The sequence below is a fragment of the Nocardioides albus genome (genome assembly GCF_014648255.1).
GTDB classification, from domain to species: Bacteria; Actinomycetota; Actinomycetes; order Propionibacteriales; family Nocardioidaceae; genus Nocardioides; species Nocardioides albus.
In genome coordinates, this window is sequence record NZ_BMQT01000003.1 from 113,416 (window position 1) to 133,281 (window position 19,866).

Below are 19,866 nucleotides of genomic sequence, written 5' to 3' on the forward strand. Positions count from 1 at the left end.
GACTCGGCGAGATCTTCGGTCACAACGAGCCGACTCGGCGCTCAGGAGCTGACGGTGATCGGCTCGCCGCCGGAGACCAGGCGCCAGTCGACCGAGGCGAAGGCCGCGGGGTCGATGACCTGGTTGGCGGTGACCCAGTCGATGAGCAGCTGCCGGATCTCGACCTGCTGGTTGTAGACCACCGCGGCGTCGGTGACGTGCGGGAAGCCTCCGCCGCCGGACTGGCGGTAGTTGTTGACCGCGAGCACGAACTCCTGCGCATCGGTGACCGCGACCCCGTCGTAGGCGAGGGCGGTGATCCGCGAGCCGACCGGGGCCGAGACGTCGATGTCGTAGGTCAGCGCGGCGTCGAGGCCGGCGATGGTGTCGAAGTTGTAGTCGGGCGTGCCGTTGGGCGCGGTGTCGGTCGGCGCGTTGGTCACGTCCGCGATCGGGAACGGACCTGTACCGCTGACCTGCTTGAAGTAGCGCGCGCTGAACTCGAGGTAGTCCTTGAGCTGGGCTCCGGTCACCCGCACAGCCATCAGCGTGTTGTCGTAGATGTAGAGGCCCGCCACGTCGCGTACGGTCACCTCGCCCGCAGGGAAGGAGGCGGCACGGCTGAACGGAGCCGCGATCGAGATCACCGGCAGCGCCGCGTCATCGCCGGTCAGCGCGGCCTTGACCGCGTCAGCCTGGACGTAGTTGACGAAGTCGATGATGGGTACGTCCTCGACGACCGCTCGCGCCGCCAGCATCTCCACGGCCGAGGTGCCGACGACGGAGTTGACGTAGTCGATCACGATGTCGTGCTGCTCCTGCACCGCGGCCGAGACGTCCGGGTCAGCGTCGACGGTGTTGGAGTTGAGCGTCTGCGAGGTCGCCGACTCCAGGACCCAGCGCGGCCGGCCGCGGCCCTTCTCGCGGCGTACGACCAGGTCCATCACGGAGACGCGCATGCCCCAGTAGAGCGGCTCGGTCAGCAGCACCTGCGCGCCGGTCCCGGTGTTGGTGACGTAGCGCTGGGTGATCTCCCGGTGGGCGTGGCCGACCAGGATAGCGTCAACGTCGGGCACCTGCTCGGCCACCAGGGTGGCGGCGTTCTCCGGCGGCAGCTCGTCACCGTAGGAGCTGGAGGTGTCGGCGCCGGAGTGGGCGCTGATGATGACCAGGTCGCAGCCGGCCTTCTTGAGCTCGGGTACGAAGATCTTCGCCTGCTCGACAAGCCCGGGGAACTCCATCTTCCCCTCCACGATCGCCTTGTCCCAGATCGCGATGCCGGGGTTGGTCAGGCCGAGCACACCGACCCGGAGCCGCCGGCCGCGGCCGAGGTCGTAGTCCTTGATGATGTAGGGCGGGAAGACCGGCAGCTTCGTCGACGGGTCGACCGCGTTGGCGCCGAGCATCGGGAAGTTCACTTGCTCCTCGAACTTCCGGATCGTGTCGATGCCGTAGTTGAACTCGTGGTTGCCCAGCGCTGCGGCGTCGTAGCCGACCAGGTTCATCGCGCGGGCCATCGGGTGGACCGCACCCTGGGTGATCGGGTCGATCCGGGCGTAGTAGTAGGCCAGCGGGGTGCCCTGGATGGTGTCTCCGGCGTCGATCGTCAGGATCGGCTCGCCCCGCCGCTCTTCACGGACCGCGTCGATCAGCGTCTTGACCTTGGCGACACCGATCTCGTTGCCGGCGCTGTTCGAGAACTCGGCATTCTTGTAATAGTCCCAGTTGAAGACGTTGCCGTGCAGGTCTGTCGTGCCGAGCACGGTCAACCGGACGGTGTCGGGCTTGCCCGCATGAGCCGGCGTGGCGGCGTACCCGGCAGCGCTCAGCGCCGCAGCGCCGGTGACGGCACCGGACAGGACAGAGCGACGGGTGGCGTGAGGCATCGGTAACGTCCTTGCGTGAGTAGGTAAAAACCTGCAAGGCAATTCCTACCACCTCGGGCGCAGCTCGGCGGTGCCTTTTCAAGCAGCCAGATGCTTCTTCTTGACGGGCTTGCCGTCGAGGGTCACCAGGCGTCGCTTCTTGACCGTCATCCCCTCGGGCAAGGTGCCTTCCTTGAGCATGCGGATCGGGCACCGCTTGCAGCGCGACTTCGACACGCAGCACTCCGTCTTGGGAGGCTTCCTCTTCTTGCCCACGCCCGAAGGCTAACAGCATGGTTAGGCGAGCCTTAGTTCCTGGGACACGGCGGCCACGCTGCCCAGATCACCGCTCCTCGGCCAGGCGACGAGCCAGGACAGGGATGACGATGGCCGCGGCGAGGACGTGCAGAGCCATCAGCACGACCGCGCTGGCCGCATCGAAGCCGAAGGTGAGGTCGGGGACGAGCGAGAGGACGGTCAGCAAGACGGTGGTGACGACGAAAGTACGCCGCGGGCGGAGGGCGACGCGGGCCATCACCGCGGCCATCGCGACGCCGATCAACGAGAAGACCGCGGTCACCTGGGCGAAGCCGGCGATCGGGATCGCGCCATGCGCCTCCCTCTGCCCCTGTCACGAATGGCCACCCACCGGAATCGACACGGCTCCCGAAGTTTTTCGGGAGCCGTGTCAACGCCTCGGTTCAGGAGAGGTCGTTGGCCTTGCGGATGACCTCGACGATGTCGGCCATGATCTCGGTGAGACTGAAGTCCTTGGGCGTGTAGACCGCCGCGACGCCCGACTCGATCAGCGTCTTGGCGTCGGACTCGGGCACGATGCCACCGACGATGACCGGTACGTCACCGAGCCCCGCCTCGCGCAGCCCGTCGACCACCGACGGCACCAGCGACATGTGCGAGCCGGAGAGGATGGAGAGCCCGACGACGTGTACGTCCTCGGCGACCGCCGCGGCGACGATCTGCTCCGGGGTGAGCCGGATGCCCTGGTAGATGACCTCGAAGCCGGCGTCACGGGCCCGGACGGCGACCTGCTCGGCGCCGTTGGAGTGCCCGTCCAGGCCCGGCTTGCCGACGAGCATGCGCAGCTTGACGCCGAGCTCCTCGCCGGTGGCCTTGACCCGGTCGCGTACGGCCGACAGCTCGGCTCCGGCCTCCGCGGCTCCGACCGCGCCGGAGACGCCGGTGGGCGCCCGGAACTCGCCGAAGACCTCGCGCAGGGTGCCGGCCCACTCCCCCGTGGTCGCGCCCGCTCGGGCAGCGACCAGGGTGGCCTCCATCAGGTTGGCGTCGGTCTTCGCGGCGGCGGCCAGCGCGGCCAGCGCCTCGGCGACGGCCTTCTCGTCACGCTCGGCCTTCCACGACTCGAGGGAGGCCTTGGCGGCCTCCTCTGCGCGGGGATCGGCGACCATGATCGCGGCGTCCAGATCCGCGGTCAGCGGGCTCGGCTCGGTGGTGGTGAACTTGTTGACGCCGACGATGATCTCGTCACCGGACTCGATCGCGGCGCGACGGCGCGCGTGCGAGGAGACCAGCTCGGACTTCATGTAGCCGGTGTCGACCGCGGCGATCGCGCCACCCATGGCCTGGACCCGGTCGATCTCCTCCTTGGCGCCTGCGACGAGCTCGGCCACCTTGGCCTCGACGACCGGCGAGCCGTCGAAGAGGTCGCCGTACTCCAGCAGGTCGGACTCGTAGGCGAGGACCTGCTGCAGACGCAGCGACCACTGCTGGTCCCACGGGCGCGGCAGGCCGAGCGCCTCGTTCCAGGCGGGCAGCTGCACCGCGCGCGCCCGCGCGTTCTTGGACAGCGTCACGGCGAGCATCTCCAGCACGATGCGCTGGACGTTGTTCTCCGGCTGCGCCTCGGTCAGGCCGAGGGAGTTGACCTGTACGCCGTAGCGGAACCGGCGCATCTTCGGGTCCTCGACGCCGTAGCGCTCACGGGTGATCTCGTCCCACAGCTCGACGAACGCGCGCATCTTGCACATCTCCTCGACGAACCGCACGCCCGCGTTGACGAAGAAGGAGATCCGGCCGACGACCTTGCCGAAGTCCTCCTCGGAGACCTGGCCGGAGGCCTTGACGGCATCGAGCACCGAGATGGCGGTGGACAGCGAGTAGGCGATCTCCTGCACCGGTGTCGCGCCGGCCTCCTGCAGGTGGTAGCTGCAGATGTTGATCGGGTTCCACTTCGGGATCTGGTGGACCGTGTAGGCGATCATGTCGCTGATCAGCCGCAGGGAGTGCTCCGGCGGGAAGACGTACGTCCCCCGGGAGAGATACTCCTTGATGATGTCGTTCTGCGTGGTGCCGGCCAGCTTGGCCGCGACCTCGGCCGGATCCATCTCCGGGTTCTGCTCCTCGGCGGCGACCTGATACATCGCAAGCAGCCACATGGCGGTCGCGTTGATCGTCATCGAGGTGTTCATCTCGGTGAGGGGGATCTGGTCGAAGAGCTTGCGCATCTCCCCCATGTGCATGATCGGCACACCCACCTTGCCGACCTCGCCGCGGGCGAGGGCGCTGTCGGGGTCGTAGCCGGTCTGCGTGGGCAGGTCGAAGGCGACCGAGAGGCCGGTCTGGCCCTTGGCGAGGTTGTTGCGATAGAGCTGGTTGGACGCCTCGGCGGTCGAGTGGCCGGCGTACGTGCGCATCAGCCAGGAGCGATCCTTCGCCGGGCGGCTCTGCTCGGAGGGCGTGGTGTCCGTCATAAGAGGCATGCTAGCCCCTCGGTTACCGATCAGTAACCGGCTCCGGTGTGGAAGATGTCACTCGTTCGTCGCTCCCGGGCCCGCTCCTCGGCCAGCTACGCGATGAGCGGCGAGTTCTCCACCTCGAGCACCCGGTAGAGCCTGGAGAGGTGGAGCATCCGACGCACCGCAGGCGTGCAGCCGTGAAGGATGAGACGGCGACCCTCCGCGTGAGCCTGCCGGGTCGCGACGGCGAGCACCTTCAGTGCCGTCACGTCGGCACTGCTCACCCCGGAGACGTCGAGCACGACGTCGCCCTCCACCGAGTCGAGATGGTCATAGATGACGCTGCGCGCCATCCAGGTGCTGCGGACGTCGAAATCTCCGCTCAGCACCAGCGTCGGCCCATCGATCACGATCTCCATGCTCTGCCTCCATCCCCTGGGAAGTGGGGTTGCCCTACACAGAAGAGACGCTCCCTCTCGTTCACTATGACGCGCTGCGTATCCGATTGGTTGCACCTCATAGGCCTCATTGGTCACTTTCGTCACTATTTTCTGTCAAATGACCACGGGTGCCGGGATGTGGGCGCTGCGCATAGGCTCAGCGCATGGTCAACCTGACACGCATCTACACCCGCACCGGCGATGCCGGTGAGACCCGGCTCGGCGACATGAGCCTCACCGCCAAGACCGACCTCCGACTGGAGGCGTACGCGACCACCGACGAGGCCGGGGCGGCGATCGGCGTCGCCCTCGCCCACGGCGGGATCGACGAGGACGTCGTGAAGGTGCTGACGACCATCCAGAACGATCTCTTCGACGTCGGGGCCGACCTCTCGACGCCGGTGGTCAGCCCAGAAATGACACAGCCCGAGTACCCGCCGCTCCGCGTCGAGCAGGCCTACGTCGACCGGCTCGAGGCCTGGTGCGACGAATACAACGAGCCGCTCGAGAAGCTCCGCTCGTTCATCCTCTCCGGGGGCACCGTGGCCGCGGCCCACCTGCACGTCGCCCGCACGGTCGTGCGCCGCGCGGAACGGGCTGCCTGGGCTGCGTACGAGGCCCATGGCGAGACCATGAACAAGCTCGCCCTCACCTACCTCAACCGACTCAGCGACCTGCTCTTCATCCTCGCCCGGCACGCGAACCGCGAACAGGGCGATGTCTTGTGGGTGCCCGGCGGCGAGCGCTGAGGTTCTGGCTCACAGCCAGCCGCGGCGGCCCGCCTCGTAGCCGAGCTGGAGGCGGGTGTCGACCTGCGCGCGGTCCATCATCTGGCGCACCCGTCGCTGGACCGTACGCAGCGACAGCCCGAGCTGCGCGCCGATCGAGGCATCCGTCAGGCCTGCGAGCAGCAGCGAGAGGACCTTGGTGTCGAGAGGCTCGAGCCGGTCGGCGGCGGTCTCGACGGCGCCCTCCGGCGTCGCCACCAGCTTCGGCGCCGAGGCCCAGATCAGGTCGAAGAGGGCGATGATCGCGTCGAGCAGACCGCTGGGGTGAAGGAGCAGCGCGTCCTGGACCGGGTTGCGTCCGCCTGTCGCCGACTCACCCTGCATCAGCGGGATCAGGGCGATCTCCCGGTCGACGATGAAGGCGCGCAGCGGCACCGTCGGCACCACCCGCAGCTCGATCCCGATCTCGAGTCCGGAGTCGATCGTCTCGTAGATGCCGGGGGTGTCGAAGACGGAGCGCTCGAGCACGATGTCGTGCCTGACCCCGCGTTCGATCGCGGCCCGCTCGGCCTCGTCGGCGTCCTCGCGGGTGACCACGGCGGCCTGCGGCTTCTGCAGCGCCTGGATGCACTTCCTCGCCGAGTACTGCAGCTGGGCGAACCGCTGGGCGATCGCCTCGGTGCCGTGCACGACGTCGACGACGTCCGCCACGTCCCGGCGTGCGACCGAGCCGCGATAGAGACCGGCGAGCTCGGTCATCTCGACCTGGGCGCGTCGTAGCTCGTCCTGACGCTGGACGAGCAGAGCTCCGAGCGCCACCGCCGGAGGGGAGGCGACGAAGCGGTCCTGACCCGCCGAAGCCCGGGCGACCAGGCCCTTCCCCTCGAGCGCCGCCAGCACCGCGGAGACCGCGTAGGCGTCCAGGTCAGCGGCATCGGCCAGCTCTTCGAGATTGGCCGACGGAGCGCCGACCAGCTGGCGGTAGACCGTCTCCTCGAGACTGTCGAGACCGAGCGCATCGAGCATCCAGGAAGCCTTTCCATGGCAGGAACGAACGACGGACATCATGGCAGATATACGACACGTCATATTCCCGCCACCGCGGTTCGACTTGCATTCGCCGCCAACTTGGCCGAAAGTATTCATCGCCACCTCGGTCCGGATCCCCCCGCTCGGATCGAGGTGGCTTTACTTTTGCGCACCGGAGTTCACCCGATCGGTACGGATCCGGTTGCCTCAGCGCCCGGGAGACGCGCGCGGCTATGCACGCTGGTGAATGCGTTGCAACGTCGACAGGACGCCCCAGTGGTCTAGACCAGTGTCGCCGCAACGATCGAGACGCGGCTCACCACAAGCGTCCACGAAGTCGCGGAACCGCCCTCATGCTGGAAGAATAGATCGGGTGCCCTTGCTCGAAGCTCTCACGAACGACCTCCTCCGCGAGACCTTCGACCCACAGACGATCGAGCGTGGCCGGGCCTACGCGACCGAGGGCAGGGTCGGTGAGCCCCGGATCACCGAGATCGGTAGCAGCGCGCTGCGAGCAGCCGCGGAGGTCAGAGGCACCAGCCCGGCCCCCTACCGGGTGACCCTCAACCTGGAGTCCCGCAACGGCGTCACCAGGTTGACGACCTCGTGCAGCTGCCCCGTGCACAACAGCTGCAAGCACGGCGCCGCCCTGGCCATGGTCCTCGCCGACTCCCCCACGAAGGCGACCGCGCCCGGCCCGACGTGGGAGACGGAGCTGCGTACGCTGCTGGGCCAGCTCGCCGAGGACAACAAGCCCGAGGACGACCTGCCCGCGCTGGCGCTCGAGATCGATGTGCACAGCCCGCGGGCTGCGGTGGGGGGCTCCCCCACCGTCGAGCTCCGTCCGATGCGTATGGGCAACCGCGACCGGTGGGCCAAGACCGGCGCCGACTGGGGCAACATCCCCAACGCGCAGCCCGGTAAGGACTTCCCGCGCAGCCAGCTGCTTCCTCTCCAGGAGCTGGCCCGTCAGCTTCGGCCGGATCGGCTGCTCTACGCCCGCGGCTCCTCGCTCAGCCTCGCCGACTTCGGCGAGCACGCGATCTCCCTGCTGCGCGACGCGATCCGTGGCGGAGTGACCGTGCTGCCCGGCGAGAACGTACGCGGCGTCGTCGTCTTCGACGAGCCGCTCTCGCTCGCCGGCGAGCTGCATCGCGAGGAGGACGAGGCCGTCCTCCGCTTCGGTCTGGCCCACGGCGACCGCGTCTACGCAGGTCCCACGGTGCTCCCGATCGGACGCCCGACCCGCTCGGTGGGCGTGCTCGATGCCGGAGTCCTCCACCTCGGCGAGCTGTCCGGGCCGCTGTCGACGCACGCCCATCGGCTGGTGACCGCCCGGGAGCCGCTGACCGTCCCTGAACCCGAGATCGGCACCCTGAGCGCTCTGCTGGGCCCGCTGGCCCGGCTGGTCCCGCTGCGGTCCGCCGACGACTCCCTCGACATCCCGGACCCGCCGGCGCCGCGGCTGAGTCTGACGGTCACCTGGCGCAGCTCGACCCATGCCACGCTCGGCTGGACCTGGGCCTACGGTTCCCGCCACTACCCGGTGGACTCCCGCGAGGACCTCGGCCTGGTCCGTGACCCGGCCGAGGAGGCCTCGCTCCGGGGACGCGTCTCGGCCGAGCTGCTCCGCAAGCAGGAGGTGCGCGACGGCGATGCGCTCGCGCTCGCCATCCACGACCTCCCGGCGCTGCGTGAGATCGACGGCGTCGAGGTCACCGAGGTGCAGCGGCCCGACTTCCGCGAGACCGACGAGGACCCCGAGATCTCCTTCGAGATCACCTCTCCCGACGGCGCCGCCGTGGGCGGCCAGGACTGGCTCGACCTGCAGGTGGTCATCCGCATCGGCGCCGAGGCCGTCCCCCTGCCGGACGTGCTCGGCGCGCTGACCCGCGGCGACGACCACCTCATCCTTCCCAGCGGCACCTACATCACCACCGACCGTCCCGAGCTCGACCGGCTGCGCAACGTCGTCGAGGCGGCCGGGCAGCTCCACGAGCGCACCGGTGACGGGATCGCGGTCGGCAAGCACGACCTCGGTGTCTGGGCCGAGCTCGCCGAGCTCGGCGTGGTCGACCAGCAGGCCGCCGAGTGGGTCCAGCGTGCCCAGGCGCTACGCGACCTGCGTGAGATCCCCCGCCCGGAGCCCATCGGGCTGGCGACCGAGCTGCGCCACTACCAGCTCGACGGCTTCCACTGGCTGGCCTTCCTGCACGAGCAGGGTCTCGGCGGGATCCTCGCTGACGACATGGGCCTGGGCAAGACGCTCCAGGTGCTGGCGACGATCTCCCACGCCGTGCACTCGCAGCCCGGGACGCGCGACCCCTACCTCGTGGTGGCGCCCACCAGCGTCGTACCGGCCTGGGTCCAGGAGGCCCGCCGCCACACCCCCGGCCTCCGGGTGAGCACGGTGAGCAAGCGCGTCGACTCCATCGCCGAGGCGCGCGAAGGCGCCGACGTCGTGGTCACGACCTACGCCATCCTCCGGCTCGAGCAGGACGCCTTCGCCGGGCGTCCCTGGGCCGGCCTCGTCCTCGACGAGGCGCAGCAGGTCAAGAACCACCAGTCCAAGACGTACGCAGCGGCGCGCCGCATCGACGCCCGCTGGCGTCTCGCGGTGACGGGCACACCGTTCGAGAACCGGCTGATGGAGCTGTGGGCGCTGCTCTCGATCACCGCACCTGGGCTCTACCCCAGCCCGCGGATGTTCCGCGACACGGTGGTCTCGCCCGTGGAGAAGTCGGGCGACGACGAGGCGCTGCGCCGTTTCCGGACCCGGCTGCGCCCGTTCCTGCTGCGGCGTACGAAGGAGCTCGTCGCCGACGACCTGCCGCCCAAGCAGGAGCAGGTGCTGGGCGTCGACCTCAACCCGGTCCACCGCAAGATCTACGACGCCCACCTCGCCAAGGAACGGCAGCGGATCCTGCACCTGCTCGACGACTTCAACGACAACCGGGTCGCGATCCTCAGCGCCCTGACCAGGCTGCGTCAGCTCTCGCTCGACCCGGGCCTGGTCGACCCCGAGGACGACGATGTCGGCTCCGCCAAGCTCGAGACACTGGTCGACCACATCGAGGAGCTCGCCGCCGAAGGCCACAAGGCGCTGGTCTTCAGCCAGTTCACCTCGTTCCTCGGTCGGGCCCGCACGCGCCTCAAGGAGGCGGGCATCGACGCCGCTTACCTCGACGGCTCCACGAGGGACCGAGGCGCGGTGATCGAGAGCTTCCGCGACGGCGACGCCCCGGTCTTCCTGATCTCGCTCAAGGCGGGCGGCGTCGGCCTGACCCTGACCGAGGCCGACTACGTCTTCGTGCTCGACCCCTGGTGGAACCCCGCCGCCGAGGCCCAGGCCGTCGACCGCGCCCACCGGATCGGCCAGACCCAGCACGTCATGGTCTACCGGCTGGTCTCGACGGACACGATCGAGGAGAAGGTCATGGAGCTCAAGGAGCGCAAGGCCGAGCTCTTCGCGAAGGTCGTCGACGGCGAAGGTGCCATGGGCTCCACCATCGGCGCCGACGACATCCGCGCGCTGTTCAACTGACCCGGCTGGGGCGCCCGCTCCCCGTGTAACACGTCGTTCGTAGGTCTACTCGCCCGTTATAACGACCGGATAGTTTCACGAACAGCGTGTTACACATCGAGTTACACAGCGTGTTACACCGACCGCCGCCGCGCCACCGTCACGGCCAGCGCCGCAGCGGGGAGCATGAGGACGGCGACGACCAGGAGGGACCTCAGGGTGCCGATCTGGTCCCCTACCGCTCCCAGGATCGGTGGGAAGCCCAGGAACGCCCCGTAGGCCAGCGTGGAGACAACCGAGACACGAGCCGCTGCTCTGGTCTCGTCGTCGGCGGCGATGCTGATCCCCAGCGGGAAGCCGAGGGCGGCCCCGAAGCCCCACAGGACGATGCCGACCAGCGCGAGCCCGAACGAGCCCGCGAACACCGTCAGCAGGATCCCAGCACCCGCGAGAGCAGCCGAGGCGAGCAGCACCGGCTGCCGGCCGACCCTGTCGATCACCTTCGCCCCCGCGAAGCGGGCGAGGCTCATGCAGAAGACGAACGCCGCGTAGCACGCCACGCCGACCCGGTGGCTCACGTCGTAGCCGTCGATCATCGCCAGCGCGACCCAGTCGTTCGCGCTCCCCTCGGCGGCGGCGAAGGCGAGCACCATCAGGCCGAGCAGCAGCGTGTGGGGCGAGCGCCAGGCGGCGATCAGCTCGCGTCGCGGAGAGTGCCCCTCCGGAGGAGGCTCGGCAGGCAGGAAGCCCGCGGTCCCCCACCAGCAGGCCGCCAGCGCGACGGCAGCGACCACGGCGATGTGCCACACGGTGGGCAACGTCCCCACCAGGGCGATACCCAGCAGCCCTCCGAGCACGGTGCCGACGCTCCACATCGCGTGCAGCTGAGGCATCAACGTCTTGCCGCCGAGCCGCTCGACCGCGGCTCCCTCGACGTTCATGGCGACGTCCCAGACCCCGTAGCCGACGCCGTACGCCACCAGGAACAGCGCGACCAGCCAAGCCTCTTCGAGCCAGCTCCCGGAGATCGCCACCAGGCACAGGGCGACGGCGCAGAGGGCCGCGCAGCGGCGTACGAGCCGGGCAGCGCCCCAGCGCATCACCAGCCCGCCGGCGAGGGGTAGCGCAGCGACCGAGCCGATGCCCATCGCCAGCAGCATCAGCCCGACGGCCGAGTTGTTCAGGCCGAGGCTCTCGCGCAGTGCGGGGATGCGGGAGATGAAGGTCGCGGACAGCAGGCCGTTGGTGGCGAACGCCACCACCGATCCGGCTTGGGCACGGCGGAGGGGCGTCACGAGCAAAGGCTAGTGGCCCTCAGATCGCGCCCAGGGGCGGGGATCAGTCCTGCTTCTTCTCGTACGGCCCGCCGCGACCGAAGATCGGCAGCACCCACGGCTGGCGAAGCGGGGCGCCGGCGAGCGCCACGACGGCGAAGGCGGTCGCCAGGACCCAGGCGATCCCGTAGAGCGCGCCACCGAGCCCGAAGGTCACGATCGTGACGGCGAGCAGGGTGAGCTGCAGGTTGAGCGCCCCGGCGGCGTGGTGCTTGACGAACTCGGAGCGCTTGCCGACGGTGTAGTAGAGGATCGCCGGCCCGACGACGATCGGCACCCAGGTCGTGGCCTGGGCCAGAGCGGCCAGCAGCCGCTCCTCGGTGGTCGGCGGCGGCAGCAGGTCGCGGGCAGGCTTTGCCGGCGACGGAGCCACAGCAGCGGGCTGCGCGACCAGGTCACGGGTGATCGGCTCGAGGGCGACGTACGTCTTCGCCTTCATGGTCAGGTCGAACCGGACGTCGAACTCGGCCTGGTCGAGCCGGCCGTCGGCGTAGGCGGACTTCAGCACGTCGATGACGCGGTCACGGTCGGCGTCGGTGCAGCGGAGCTCGTCGGACTGAGCAGGCGGCGTGGTCGAGGCGGGCGGGGTGGGAATGGGAGCGGTTGAGGACATACCTCAACCATCCGCCCCGGACGGCCCCCGGACAATCAGGGAAGCCCCCGAAAACGAACCGACCGACCCCGGCGTCATGCCGGAGTCGGTCGGAGCGAGAGGCTCAGAAGACGGTCCAGTTGGACCGAATCGGGCGCGACTCGAGCCACGCCTGGAAGCCGATGAGCGTCTGCTGATCCATCGCCAGGTCGATCAGCTCGCCGTTGACCTCACAGGTCACGATCAGGCTCTCAGGGTAGAGAACCAGCTCCTCGATCCCCTCAGGGGAACGGCTGGAGACATAGCTGAGCTCGACCCGGCGCCAGACCCGTTTGGGCTTGGGCGAGAGCGAGAAGATGCGGAACCACTCAAGCTGTGCATCACCGGAGTAGCGGCCGATGCCGATGATCCAACCGCGCCCGGGCTTGGTGTCCCGGACGCGGTGGCTCAGTTCGAAGACGCCGCCGTTGCGCTCGAGCAGACGGCGGCGTACGGCGATCCCGATGCCATAGGCCAGGACAAGCAGAAGCAACGCGGCCACAACGGCCAAGAGCAGCTCCCACCATGCCATCCGGGTATCGCCTCCTCTTACCCTATGAGGCCTTCTCGACAGCGCGGATGCGTGCCTCGGCACGACGGATGCGCTTCTCGGCGTCGTTGTTGGTGCCGAGCAGGCGACGGGCCTCCTCGAGCTCGACCTCAGCCTTGCTGAGATCGATCTCGTGCGCCAGCAGCACGTGCTCGGACAGGATCGAGACGCGGTCGTTGGCCACCGAGAGGAAGCCACCGTCGACGGTCGCGATGACCTCGGTGCCCTCCTCCGGAGTGATCTCCACGACCGCCTCGGTGAGCGCCGACAGCACCGGCGCGTGACCGCGCAGGACGCCGACATCACCGTCGACCGTTCGGGCGATGACCATGGTGGCCCCGCCGCTCCAGACCACCCGGTCTGCAGCGACGAGCTCCACCTGAAGTGCGTCCGTCATCAGAGGCTCTTCTGGATCTCGGCCCACTTCGCCTCGACGTCGTCGAGGCCACCGCACATGAAGAACGCCTGCTCGGCGACGTGGTCGTACTCACCCTCGGCGATCTTGTTGAACGCCTCGATGGTGTCCTTGACCGGAACCGTCGAGCCCTCGATGCCGGTGAACTGCTTGGCGACGTAGGTGTTCTGCGAGAGGAAGCGCTGGATCCGGCGAGCGCGGGAGACGATGATCTTGTCTTCCTCGGAGAGCTCGTCGACACCCAGGATCGCGATGATGTCCTGCAGCTCCTTGTTGCGCTGGAGGATCTGCTTGACGCGGACGGCGCAGTCGTAGTGGTCCTGACCGATGTACTGCGGGTCCAGGATTCGCGACGTCGAGGTCAGCGGGTCCACGGCCGGGTAGATACCCAGCGACGCGATCTCGCGGGAGAGCTCGGTGGTCGCGTCCAGGTGCGCGAACGTGGTCGCCGGAGCCGGGTCGGTGTAGTCGTCGGCCGGCACGTAGATCGCCTGCATCGAGGTGATCGAGTGACCACGCGTCGAGGTGATCCGCTCCTGGAGCTGACCCATCTCGTCGGCGAGGTTGGGCTGGTAGCCCACGGCCGAAGGCATCCGGCCCAGCAGGGTGGAGACCTCGGAGCCCGCCTGGGTGAAGCGGAAGATGTTGTCGATGAACAGCAGCACGTCCTGGCCCTGGACGTCGCGGAAGTACTCCGCCATCGTCAGCGCCGAGAGGGCCACGCGAAGACGCGTGCCCGGCGGCTCGTCCATCTGGCCGAAGGTCAGGGCGACCTTGTCGTAGACGCCCGCCTCCTGCATCTCGTGGATGAGGTCGTTGCCCTCACGGGTGCGCTCGCCGACACCGGCGAACACGGAGACACCACCGTGGTTCTTGGCGACTCGGGCGATCATCTCCTGGATGAGGACGGTCTTGCCGACGCCCGCACCACCGAAGAGGCCGATCTTTCCACCGGTCACGTAGGGGGTGAGGAGGTCGATGACCTTGATGCCCGTCTCGAACATCTGAGTCTTGGACTCGAGCTGGTCGAAGGCCGGAGCCTTGCGGTGGATGCCCCAGCGCTCGTTGACCTCGACCGTGGCCGGGTCGACGTCGAGGATGTCACCGGTCGCGTTGAACACGTGGCCGAGGGTGACGTCACCCACGGGGACCGTGATCGGGCCGCCGGTGTCACGCACCGACGAGCCGCGTACGACGCCGTCGGTCGGCTTCAGCGAGATCGCGCGGACCATGCCGTCACCGATGTGCTGGGCAACCTCGAGCGGCAGGGTCGTCGTCTCACCACTGATGGTGACCTCGACCTCGAGCTTGTTGTAGATGTCCGGCATGGCGTCGACGGGGAACTCCACGTCGACGACCGGGCCGATCACGCGGGCGATACGGCCCGACGTGGTCTTCTCGTCAACCTGTGCGGTCATTTTCTAGTCAGTCTTTCTGTGGGTTCTCAGTCGTTCGCAGCCTGGGCGTCGGCGAGCGCGTTCACGCCACCGACGATCTCACTGATCTCCTGGGTGATGCCTGCCTGGCGAGCCTGGTTGGCAACCCGGGTGAACTTCTTGATGAGCTCGTCGGCGTTGTCGGTAGCCGACTTCATCGCCTTCTGACGCTGGGCCAGCTCGGAAGCAGCGGCCTGCAGCAGCGCGAACCAGATCCGGCTCACGACGTACTGCGGGAGCAGCGAGTCGAGCACGGCCTCGGCCGACGGCTCGAACTCGTAGAGCGGCAGGACATCACCTTCGGCAGGAGCCTCGGTGCCCTCCACGACCTCCAGAGGCAGGAGGCGTACGGCCGTGGGCTTCTGCGTCATCATGGTGATGAACCGCGTGTAGACCACGTGGACCTCGTCGACGCCGGGAGCGACCGCAGCCTCAGCCTCGGCACCCTCGACGAAGACCTCGATCAGCTTCTCGCCGATCTCCTTGGCCGCATCGAAGTCCGGACGGTCGGAGAAGCCGGTCCAGGCCTGCGCCACGGAACGACCGCGGAACTTGTAGAAAGCCTCCGCCTTGCGTCCGGTGACGTAGAGGTCGACCTCCTTGCCCTCGGCCTTGAGCTTCTCGACCAGGCCCTCGGCCTCCTTGAGCACGCTCGAGGAGTAGGAGCCGGCCAGACCACGGTCGCTGGTGACCACCAGCACGGCGGCGCGAGTAGGCGCCTCCGGCTCGGTGGTCAGCGGGTGGTCCACGTTGGAGTAGGTCGCCACCGCCGAGACGGCGCGGGTGAGCTCACGGGCGTACGGCGCGGCCTCGTTGGCCCGCTGCTGCGCCTTGATGATCCTGGACGCAGCGATGAGCTCCATGGCACGCGTGATCTTCTTCATCGACTCTGTCGACTTGATCCGCGCGCGGAGTTCACGCACTGACACGGCCATGGGTCAGCCCCGCTTCTGCTTGACGATCTGCTCCTGCTCGACGTCCTCGTCAGCCAGGGCCTCTTCCTTGGCGGAACCCGGCTTGACCGAGTGACCCTCCGAGGTCTCGAACTGGTCGAGGAACGAGTCGTACGCCTTCTTCAGCTCGGACTCGGTGGAGTCCTCGAACTTCAGCGACTCACGGATGCCGGCAAGGATGCCGTCGTGGGAGCGACGCAGGAAGTCGAGGAACTCCCGCTCGAACTTGAGCACGTCCTCGACCGGGACGATGTCCAGGCTGCCGGAGGTGCCCAGCCACAGCGAGACGGTCATCTCGTCGATCGGGTAGGGCGAGTAGGCCGGCTGCTTGAGCAGCGCCATCAGCCGCTGACCGCGGGCCAGCTGCTGCTTCGAGGCCGCGTCCAGGTCGGAGGCGAACATCGCGAAGGCCTCCATCGCGCGGTACTGCGCGAGCTCGACCTTGAGCGAGCCGGTGACGCCCTTGAGCGCCTTGGTCATCGCGGCGCTACCGACGCGGGAGACCGAGACACCGACGTCGATCGCCGGGCGCTGGTTGGCCGCGAACAGGTCGGACTGCAGGAAGATCTGACCGTCGGTGATCGAGATGACGTTGGTCGGGATGAACGCCGAGACGTCGTTGGCCTTGGTCTCGATGATCGGCAGACCGGTCATCGAGCCCTTGCCCATCTCGTCGGAGAGCTTCGCGCAACGCTCCAGCAGCCGGGAGTGCAGGTAGAAGACGTCACCCGGGTAGGCCTCACGGCCCGGCGGGCGGCGCAGCAGCAGCGACACGGCGCGGTAGGCCTCGGCCTGCTTGGTCAGGTCGTCGAAGACGATCAGGACGTGCTTGCCCTCGTACATCCAGTGCTGGCCGATGGCCGAGCCGGTGTAGGGGGCGAGGTACTTGAAGCCGGCGGAGTCGGAGGCCGGAGCGGCGACGATCGTCGTGTACTCCAGCGCGCCGGACTCCTCGAGGGCGCCACGCACGGAGGCGATGGTCGAGCCCTTCTGGCCGATGGCTACGTAGATGCAGCGGACCTGCTTGTCGGGGTCGCCCGACTCCCAGTTCTGCTTCTGGTTGATGATCGTGTCGATCGCAACCGTGGTCTTACCGGTCGAGCGGTCACCGATGATCAGCTGACGCTGGCCACGGCCGATCGGGGTCATCGCGTCGATCGCCTTGATGCCGGTGGCGAGCGGCTCGTGCACCGACTTGCGGGCCATCACGCCGGGAGCCTGGAGCTCCAGCGCGCGTCGGCCGACCGTCTCGATCTCGCCGAGGCCGTCGATCGCGTTGCCGAGCGGGTCCACGACGCGGCCGAGGTAGCCGTCACCGACGGGGACCGAGAGGACCTCGCCCGTACGCCGGACCGACTGGCCCTCTTCGATCTTGTCGAAGTCGCCCAGGACGACGACACCGATCTCGCGGGTGTCCAGGTTCAGGGCAAGACCAAGGGTGCCGTCCTCGAACTCGAGGAGCTCGTTGGTCATGGCCGAGGGCAGACCCGACACGCGGGCGATGCCGTCCGCGGTCGAAGCGACGGTGCCGACCTCCTCGGTCTTCGCCGCCTCCGGCTTGTAGTCCGCGACGTACTTTGCCAGTGCGTCCCGGATCTCGTCGGGACGGATGGAGAGCTCCGTCATCTGTGCCTTCTCTCTCAGTTCTTACAAGTCAGTCTGTGTCACACAGGGGTCGTACGGCCAGTTGAGGTCGGCCGCGGTGCCGGATCAGCCGGCCAGGGCTCGCTGCGCCCCTTCGAGGCGACTCGAGACGGTGCCGTCGATGACGTCGTCACCGATCGATACCTTGATGCCACCGACGACAGCCGGGTCGACGACCACGTTGAGGTGGACCTCACGGCCGTACTTCCTCGCCAGTGCTGTCGCCAGACGGGTGGTCTCGGCCTCCGAGAGCGGGGCCGCAACGCGGACGACCGCGGTGCCCTCGTCTGCAACGGATGCCGCGACCTTCTGGTATTCACCGAGAGCGGCCGATGCGGTGCGGTAGGTGCCCGCCAGCGCCTGCTTCGTCAGGGTCACGGTCGCCGGAAGCGCCTTGCCCTCGAGCAGCGTGTCGACCAGCGCAGCCTTGTCCTCGGTCGTACGAGCCGGGTCGGAGAGCGCGTCGCGCAGCTCCGGCGTCTCCTGCACGGACCGCTGGACCGCGAAGAGCTCGTCAGCGAGGCGGGTGGCCTCGCCGCCGGCGCTGCGAACCGCGGCGATCTCGCTCAGGCGCTCGATCGCGTCGCTCAGGTCGCCGGCGCGCGTCCAGCGGTGCTTGACCGCCGACTCGACCACGCCGAGGCCCGTCGCGTCGACCTTCCCGCCGAACAGCTCACCGATGAGGCCGGTCTTGGCCTCCTTCGGCACCGACGCATCGGTGACGAATCGGCGCAGAGCTGCTTCGGCGCGGAAGGTCTGGGAGACCTCGAAGAGGGTGTCGGCCGCCTTCGCCGCCGCCTCAGGAGAGGCGGAGACAGCGGTCTTCAGCTCCTCGGTCAGGGCGGCAACGGCGTCGGCCGACGCTCCACGGAAGTCCATCAGTGAACCCCTGCCTCGAGGTCAGCGAGGAACCGCTCGACCACTCGGCTGGAACGCTCGTCGTCGTCGAGCGACTCTCCGACGATGCGACCGGCGAGACCGGTGGCCAGCGAACCGACCTCGGAACGCAGCGAGGTGACCGCCGCCTGGCGCTCGGCCTCGATCTGCGCCTTGCCGTGCTCGACGATGCGAGTCGACTCGGCCTGAGCCTGCTGACGCATCTCGGCGACGATCGCCGCGCCCTGCTCGCGAGCCTCCTCACGGATGCGGGCCGCCTCGTGGCGGGCCTGCGAGAGCTGCTCCTCGAGCTGTGCGAGCTTGGCATCGGCCTCGGCCTGCTTGGCCTCGGCGTTCTCGATGCCGCCTTCGATCGCAGCGGTTCGATCGGCGTACGCCTTCTCGAAGTTCGGAACGATGAACTTCGCGATCCCCACGTAGAGGATGGCGACGACGATGAAGCCGAGGATGATCTCCGGAACGTGCGGGATCAGCGGGTTGGGCGCATCCTCCGCGGCCATTACCTGGGTAAGGATCATGTCGAAACCTCAGTAGCTCCCCGGTGTCAGGGCTGGAGGACGAAGGCGAGGGCGAGGGAGATGATGAAGAACTGCTCACACAGAACGAAGCCGAAGATGGCGATCGTCTGCAGGCGGCTCTGAGCCTCCGGCTGGCGGGCAACGCCAGCAACGTACGCAGCGAAGATCAGACCAACGCCGATGGCCGGACCGACCGCAGCGAGACCAAGGCCGATCATGTTCAGGGTGCCACCCATTGGGGGTTCCTTTCGGTTGTTGACGCGAGGATCGCGTCAGTTGTTGTGCGTCGTATTGGGTTGAAACGTGTGTCGCCGGAGACTGAGAGGCTCAGTGCTCGTCGGCGATTGCCTGGCCGATGTACATGGCCGAGAGCAGGGTGAAGACGTAGGCCTGCAGGAACATGACCAGCATGTCGAGGAAGCTCACCGCGATGCCGATGATGAACGACAGCAGTCCAGCGGTGACTCCGATGACGGCCGGCGAGTAGTGCAGGATCAGGTAGGCGCCGCCGATGGAGAACAGCGCGAGGAGCAGGTGGCCGGCGAACATGGTCGCGAACAGACGCAGCGCGAGCGTGAACGGCCGGACGATGATGTTGGAGAAGAACTCCAGCGGCACCAGCATGATCAAGATCGGGCCGCTGATGCCGGACGGGACCGTCTGGTGCTTCAGGTAGCCGAAGAAGCCGTGCTTGGCGATGCCGACAGCGTTGTAGATCAGCCACGTGATCAGCGCGAGCGCCGTGGTGTAGCCGATGTGGGACATCGTCGGGAACTGGATGAACGGGATGACCCCGTAGAAGTTGTTCACCAGGATGAAGAGGAAGATGGTGAACAGGAACGGCACGAACTTCATGAAGTCGTGCGAGCCGATGGTGTCGCGGGCGATGCCGTTACGGACGAAGCCGTAGACGTACTCGCCGACGAACTGCAGGCGGCCCGGAACCACGGCGGCCTTGCGCGACATGGCATAGAACAGCACGAAGGCGATGACTGCGGAGAGGATGACCAGGAGCGAGACCTTGGTCAGAGCCCAGTCACCGGACCCTACGATCGGCGGCAGGTTGAAGTCCGCGGGCCCCGGGATGTGGGGCTCCGGTGCGGACGCCAAGACGCTGGCGGCAAGCGACTTCACGCTGTCTCCTGTTTCTTCGAAACTTACGATTCTGGGTGGCGAGCCCTGTGGCTCAGGTATCATCCCGGCGGCCGCC

19 protein-coding genes are annotated in these 19,866 nt (G+C 68.0%); 2 read left to right on the plus strand and 17 right to left on the minus strand.

The features are described from left to right. Window positions 1-41 precede the first annotated feature (41 nt). The 5 genes from IEY84_RS06740 to IEY84_RS06760 form a co-directional block, all read right to left on the minus strand. Window positions 42-1,865: a bifunctional metallophosphatase/5'-nucleotidase gene (locus tag IEY84_RS06740; protein ID WP_183543610.1), complete on the minus strand. Its 1,824-nt coding sequence runs from the start codon at window positions 1,863-1,865 to the stop codon at window positions 42-44. A 78-nt stretch (window positions 1,866-1,943) separates the two neighbouring features. Beyond that, the gene (locus tag IEY84_RS06745; RefSeq protein WP_008362162.1) at window positions 1,944-2,120 is read right to left on the minus strand and encodes a hypothetical protein; all 177 of its coding nucleotides are present in this window, start codon (window positions 2,118-2,120) and stop codon (window positions 1,944-1,946) included. A gap of 67 nt (window positions 2,121-2,187) precedes the next feature. Continuing rightward, complete coding sequence (locus IEY84_RS06750; RefSeq protein WP_308424449.1) at window positions 2,188-2,448, minus strand: DUF6069 family protein; 261 nt, start codon at window positions 2,446-2,448, stop codon at window positions 2,188-2,190. 97 nt (window positions 2,449-2,545) lie between these two features. Next, on the minus strand, window positions 2,546-4,573 hold the full coding sequence (locus tag IEY84_RS06755; RefSeq protein WP_183543614.1) for an ethylmalonyl-CoA mutase: 2,028 nt from the start codon (window positions 4,571-4,573) through the stop codon (window positions 2,546-2,548). A gap of 95 nt (window positions 4,574-4,668) precedes the next feature. After that, window positions 4,669-4,977 carry an STAS domain-containing protein gene (locus IEY84_RS06760; protein WP_183543615.1) on the minus strand — a complete coding sequence of 103 codons (309 nt, stop codon included), beginning with the start codon at window positions 4,975-4,977 and terminating at the stop codon, window positions 4,669-4,671. A gap of 185 nt (window positions 4,978-5,162) precedes the next feature. Between IEY84_RS06760 and IEY84_RS06765 the strand changes: the two genes are divergently transcribed. Next, window positions 5,163-5,747: a cob(I)yrinic acid a,c-diamide adenosyltransferase gene (locus tag IEY84_RS06765; protein ID WP_183543616.1), complete on the plus strand. Its 585-nt coding sequence runs from the start codon at window positions 5,163-5,165 to the stop codon at window positions 5,745-5,747. Window positions 5,748-5,756: 9 nt separating this feature from the next. On the opposite strand, the gene IEY84_RS06770 is transcribed toward IEY84_RS06765, so the two are convergent. Next, entirely contained in the window at window positions 5,757-6,752 is a 996-nt protein-coding gene (locus IEY84_RS06770; RefSeq protein ID WP_183543617.1) for a helix-turn-helix domain-containing protein, read from the minus strand. Window positions 6,753-7,128: 376 nt separating this feature from the next. On the opposite strand from IEY84_RS06770, the gene IEY84_RS06775 reads away from it, so the two are divergent. After that, the gene (locus tag IEY84_RS06775; RefSeq protein WP_183543618.1) at window positions 7,129-10,299 is read left to right on the plus strand and encodes a DEAD/DEAH box helicase; all 3,171 of its coding nucleotides are present in this window, start codon (window positions 7,129-7,131) and stop codon (window positions 10,297-10,299) included. Between the two features lie 113 nt (window positions 10,300-10,412). Here the strand turns inward: IEY84_RS06775 and IEY84_RS06780 are convergent, their stop codons facing one another. From IEY84_RS06780 to atpB, 11 genes are all read right to left on the minus strand, one after another. Further along, window positions 10,413-11,573 (minus strand): MFS transporter, encoded by a 1,161-nt coding sequence (locus IEY84_RS06780; RefSeq protein ID WP_229788415.1) that lies wholly within the window; start codon window positions 11,571-11,573, stop codon window positions 10,413-10,415. A 43-nt stretch (window positions 11,574-11,616) separates the two neighbouring features. After that, window positions 11,617-12,225, minus strand: coding sequence for a DUF1707 and DUF4870 domain-containing protein (locus IEY84_RS06785; RefSeq protein ID WP_183543619.1), 609 nt, complete (start codon window positions 12,223-12,225; stop codon window positions 11,617-11,619). A 103-nt stretch (window positions 12,226-12,328) separates the two neighbouring features. After that, window positions 12,329-12,775 (minus strand): DUF2550 domain-containing protein, encoded by a 447-nt coding sequence (locus IEY84_RS06790; RefSeq protein WP_183543621.1) that lies wholly within the window; start codon window positions 12,773-12,775, stop codon window positions 12,329-12,331. 22 nt (window positions 12,776-12,797) lie between these two features. Then, window positions 12,798-13,190 carry a F0F1 ATP synthase subunit epsilon gene (locus tag IEY84_RS06795; protein ID WP_183543623.1) on the minus strand — a complete coding sequence of 131 codons (393 nt, stop codon included), beginning with the start codon at window positions 13,188-13,190 and terminating at the stop codon, window positions 12,798-12,800. Then, window positions 13,190-14,626, minus strand: a complete 1,437-nt coding sequence (gene atpD / locus IEY84_RS06800; RefSeq protein WP_183543625.1) for a F0F1 ATP synthase subunit beta — start codon at window positions 14,624-14,626, stop codon at window positions 13,190-13,192. Before atpD ends, IEY84_RS06795 begins: the two co-directional genes overlap by 1 nt. A 26-nt stretch (window positions 14,627-14,652) precedes the next feature. Then, window positions 14,653-15,579, minus strand: coding sequence for a F0F1 ATP synthase subunit gamma (locus IEY84_RS06805; protein ID WP_183543627.1), 927 nt, complete (start codon window positions 15,577-15,579; stop codon window positions 14,653-14,655). Window positions 15,580-15,582: 3 nt separating this feature from the next. Next, on the minus strand, window positions 15,583-17,223 hold the full coding sequence (gene atpA / locus IEY84_RS06810) for a F0F1 ATP synthase subunit alpha (protein ID WP_183543629.1): 1,641 nt from the start codon (window positions 17,221-17,223) through the stop codon (window positions 15,583-15,585). A gap of 84 nt (window positions 17,224-17,307) precedes the next feature. After that, window positions 17,308-18,120 (minus strand): F0F1 ATP synthase subunit delta, encoded by an 813-nt coding sequence (locus IEY84_RS06815; RefSeq protein ID WP_183543631.1) that lies wholly within the window; start codon window positions 18,118-18,120, stop codon window positions 17,308-17,310. After that, on the minus strand, window positions 18,120-18,656 hold the full coding sequence (locus IEY84_RS06820; protein WP_183543633.1) for a F0F1 ATP synthase subunit B: 537 nt from the start codon (window positions 18,654-18,656) through the stop codon (window positions 18,120-18,122). The genes IEY84_RS06815 and IEY84_RS06820 overlap by 1 nt, the downstream gene beginning before the upstream one ends. Before the next feature lie 26 nt (window positions 18,657-18,682). Then, window positions 18,683-18,892, minus strand: coding sequence for an ATP synthase F0 subunit C (locus IEY84_RS06825; RefSeq protein ID WP_183543635.1), 210 nt, complete (start codon window positions 18,890-18,892; stop codon window positions 18,683-18,685). Window positions 18,893-18,983: 91 nt separating this feature from the next. Continuing rightward, window positions 18,984-19,790, minus strand: coding sequence for a F0F1 ATP synthase subunit A (gene atpB / locus IEY84_RS06830; protein WP_229788416.1), 807 nt, complete (start codon window positions 19,788-19,790; stop codon window positions 18,984-18,986). Between the last annotated feature and the right edge of the window lie 76 nt (window positions 19,791-19,866).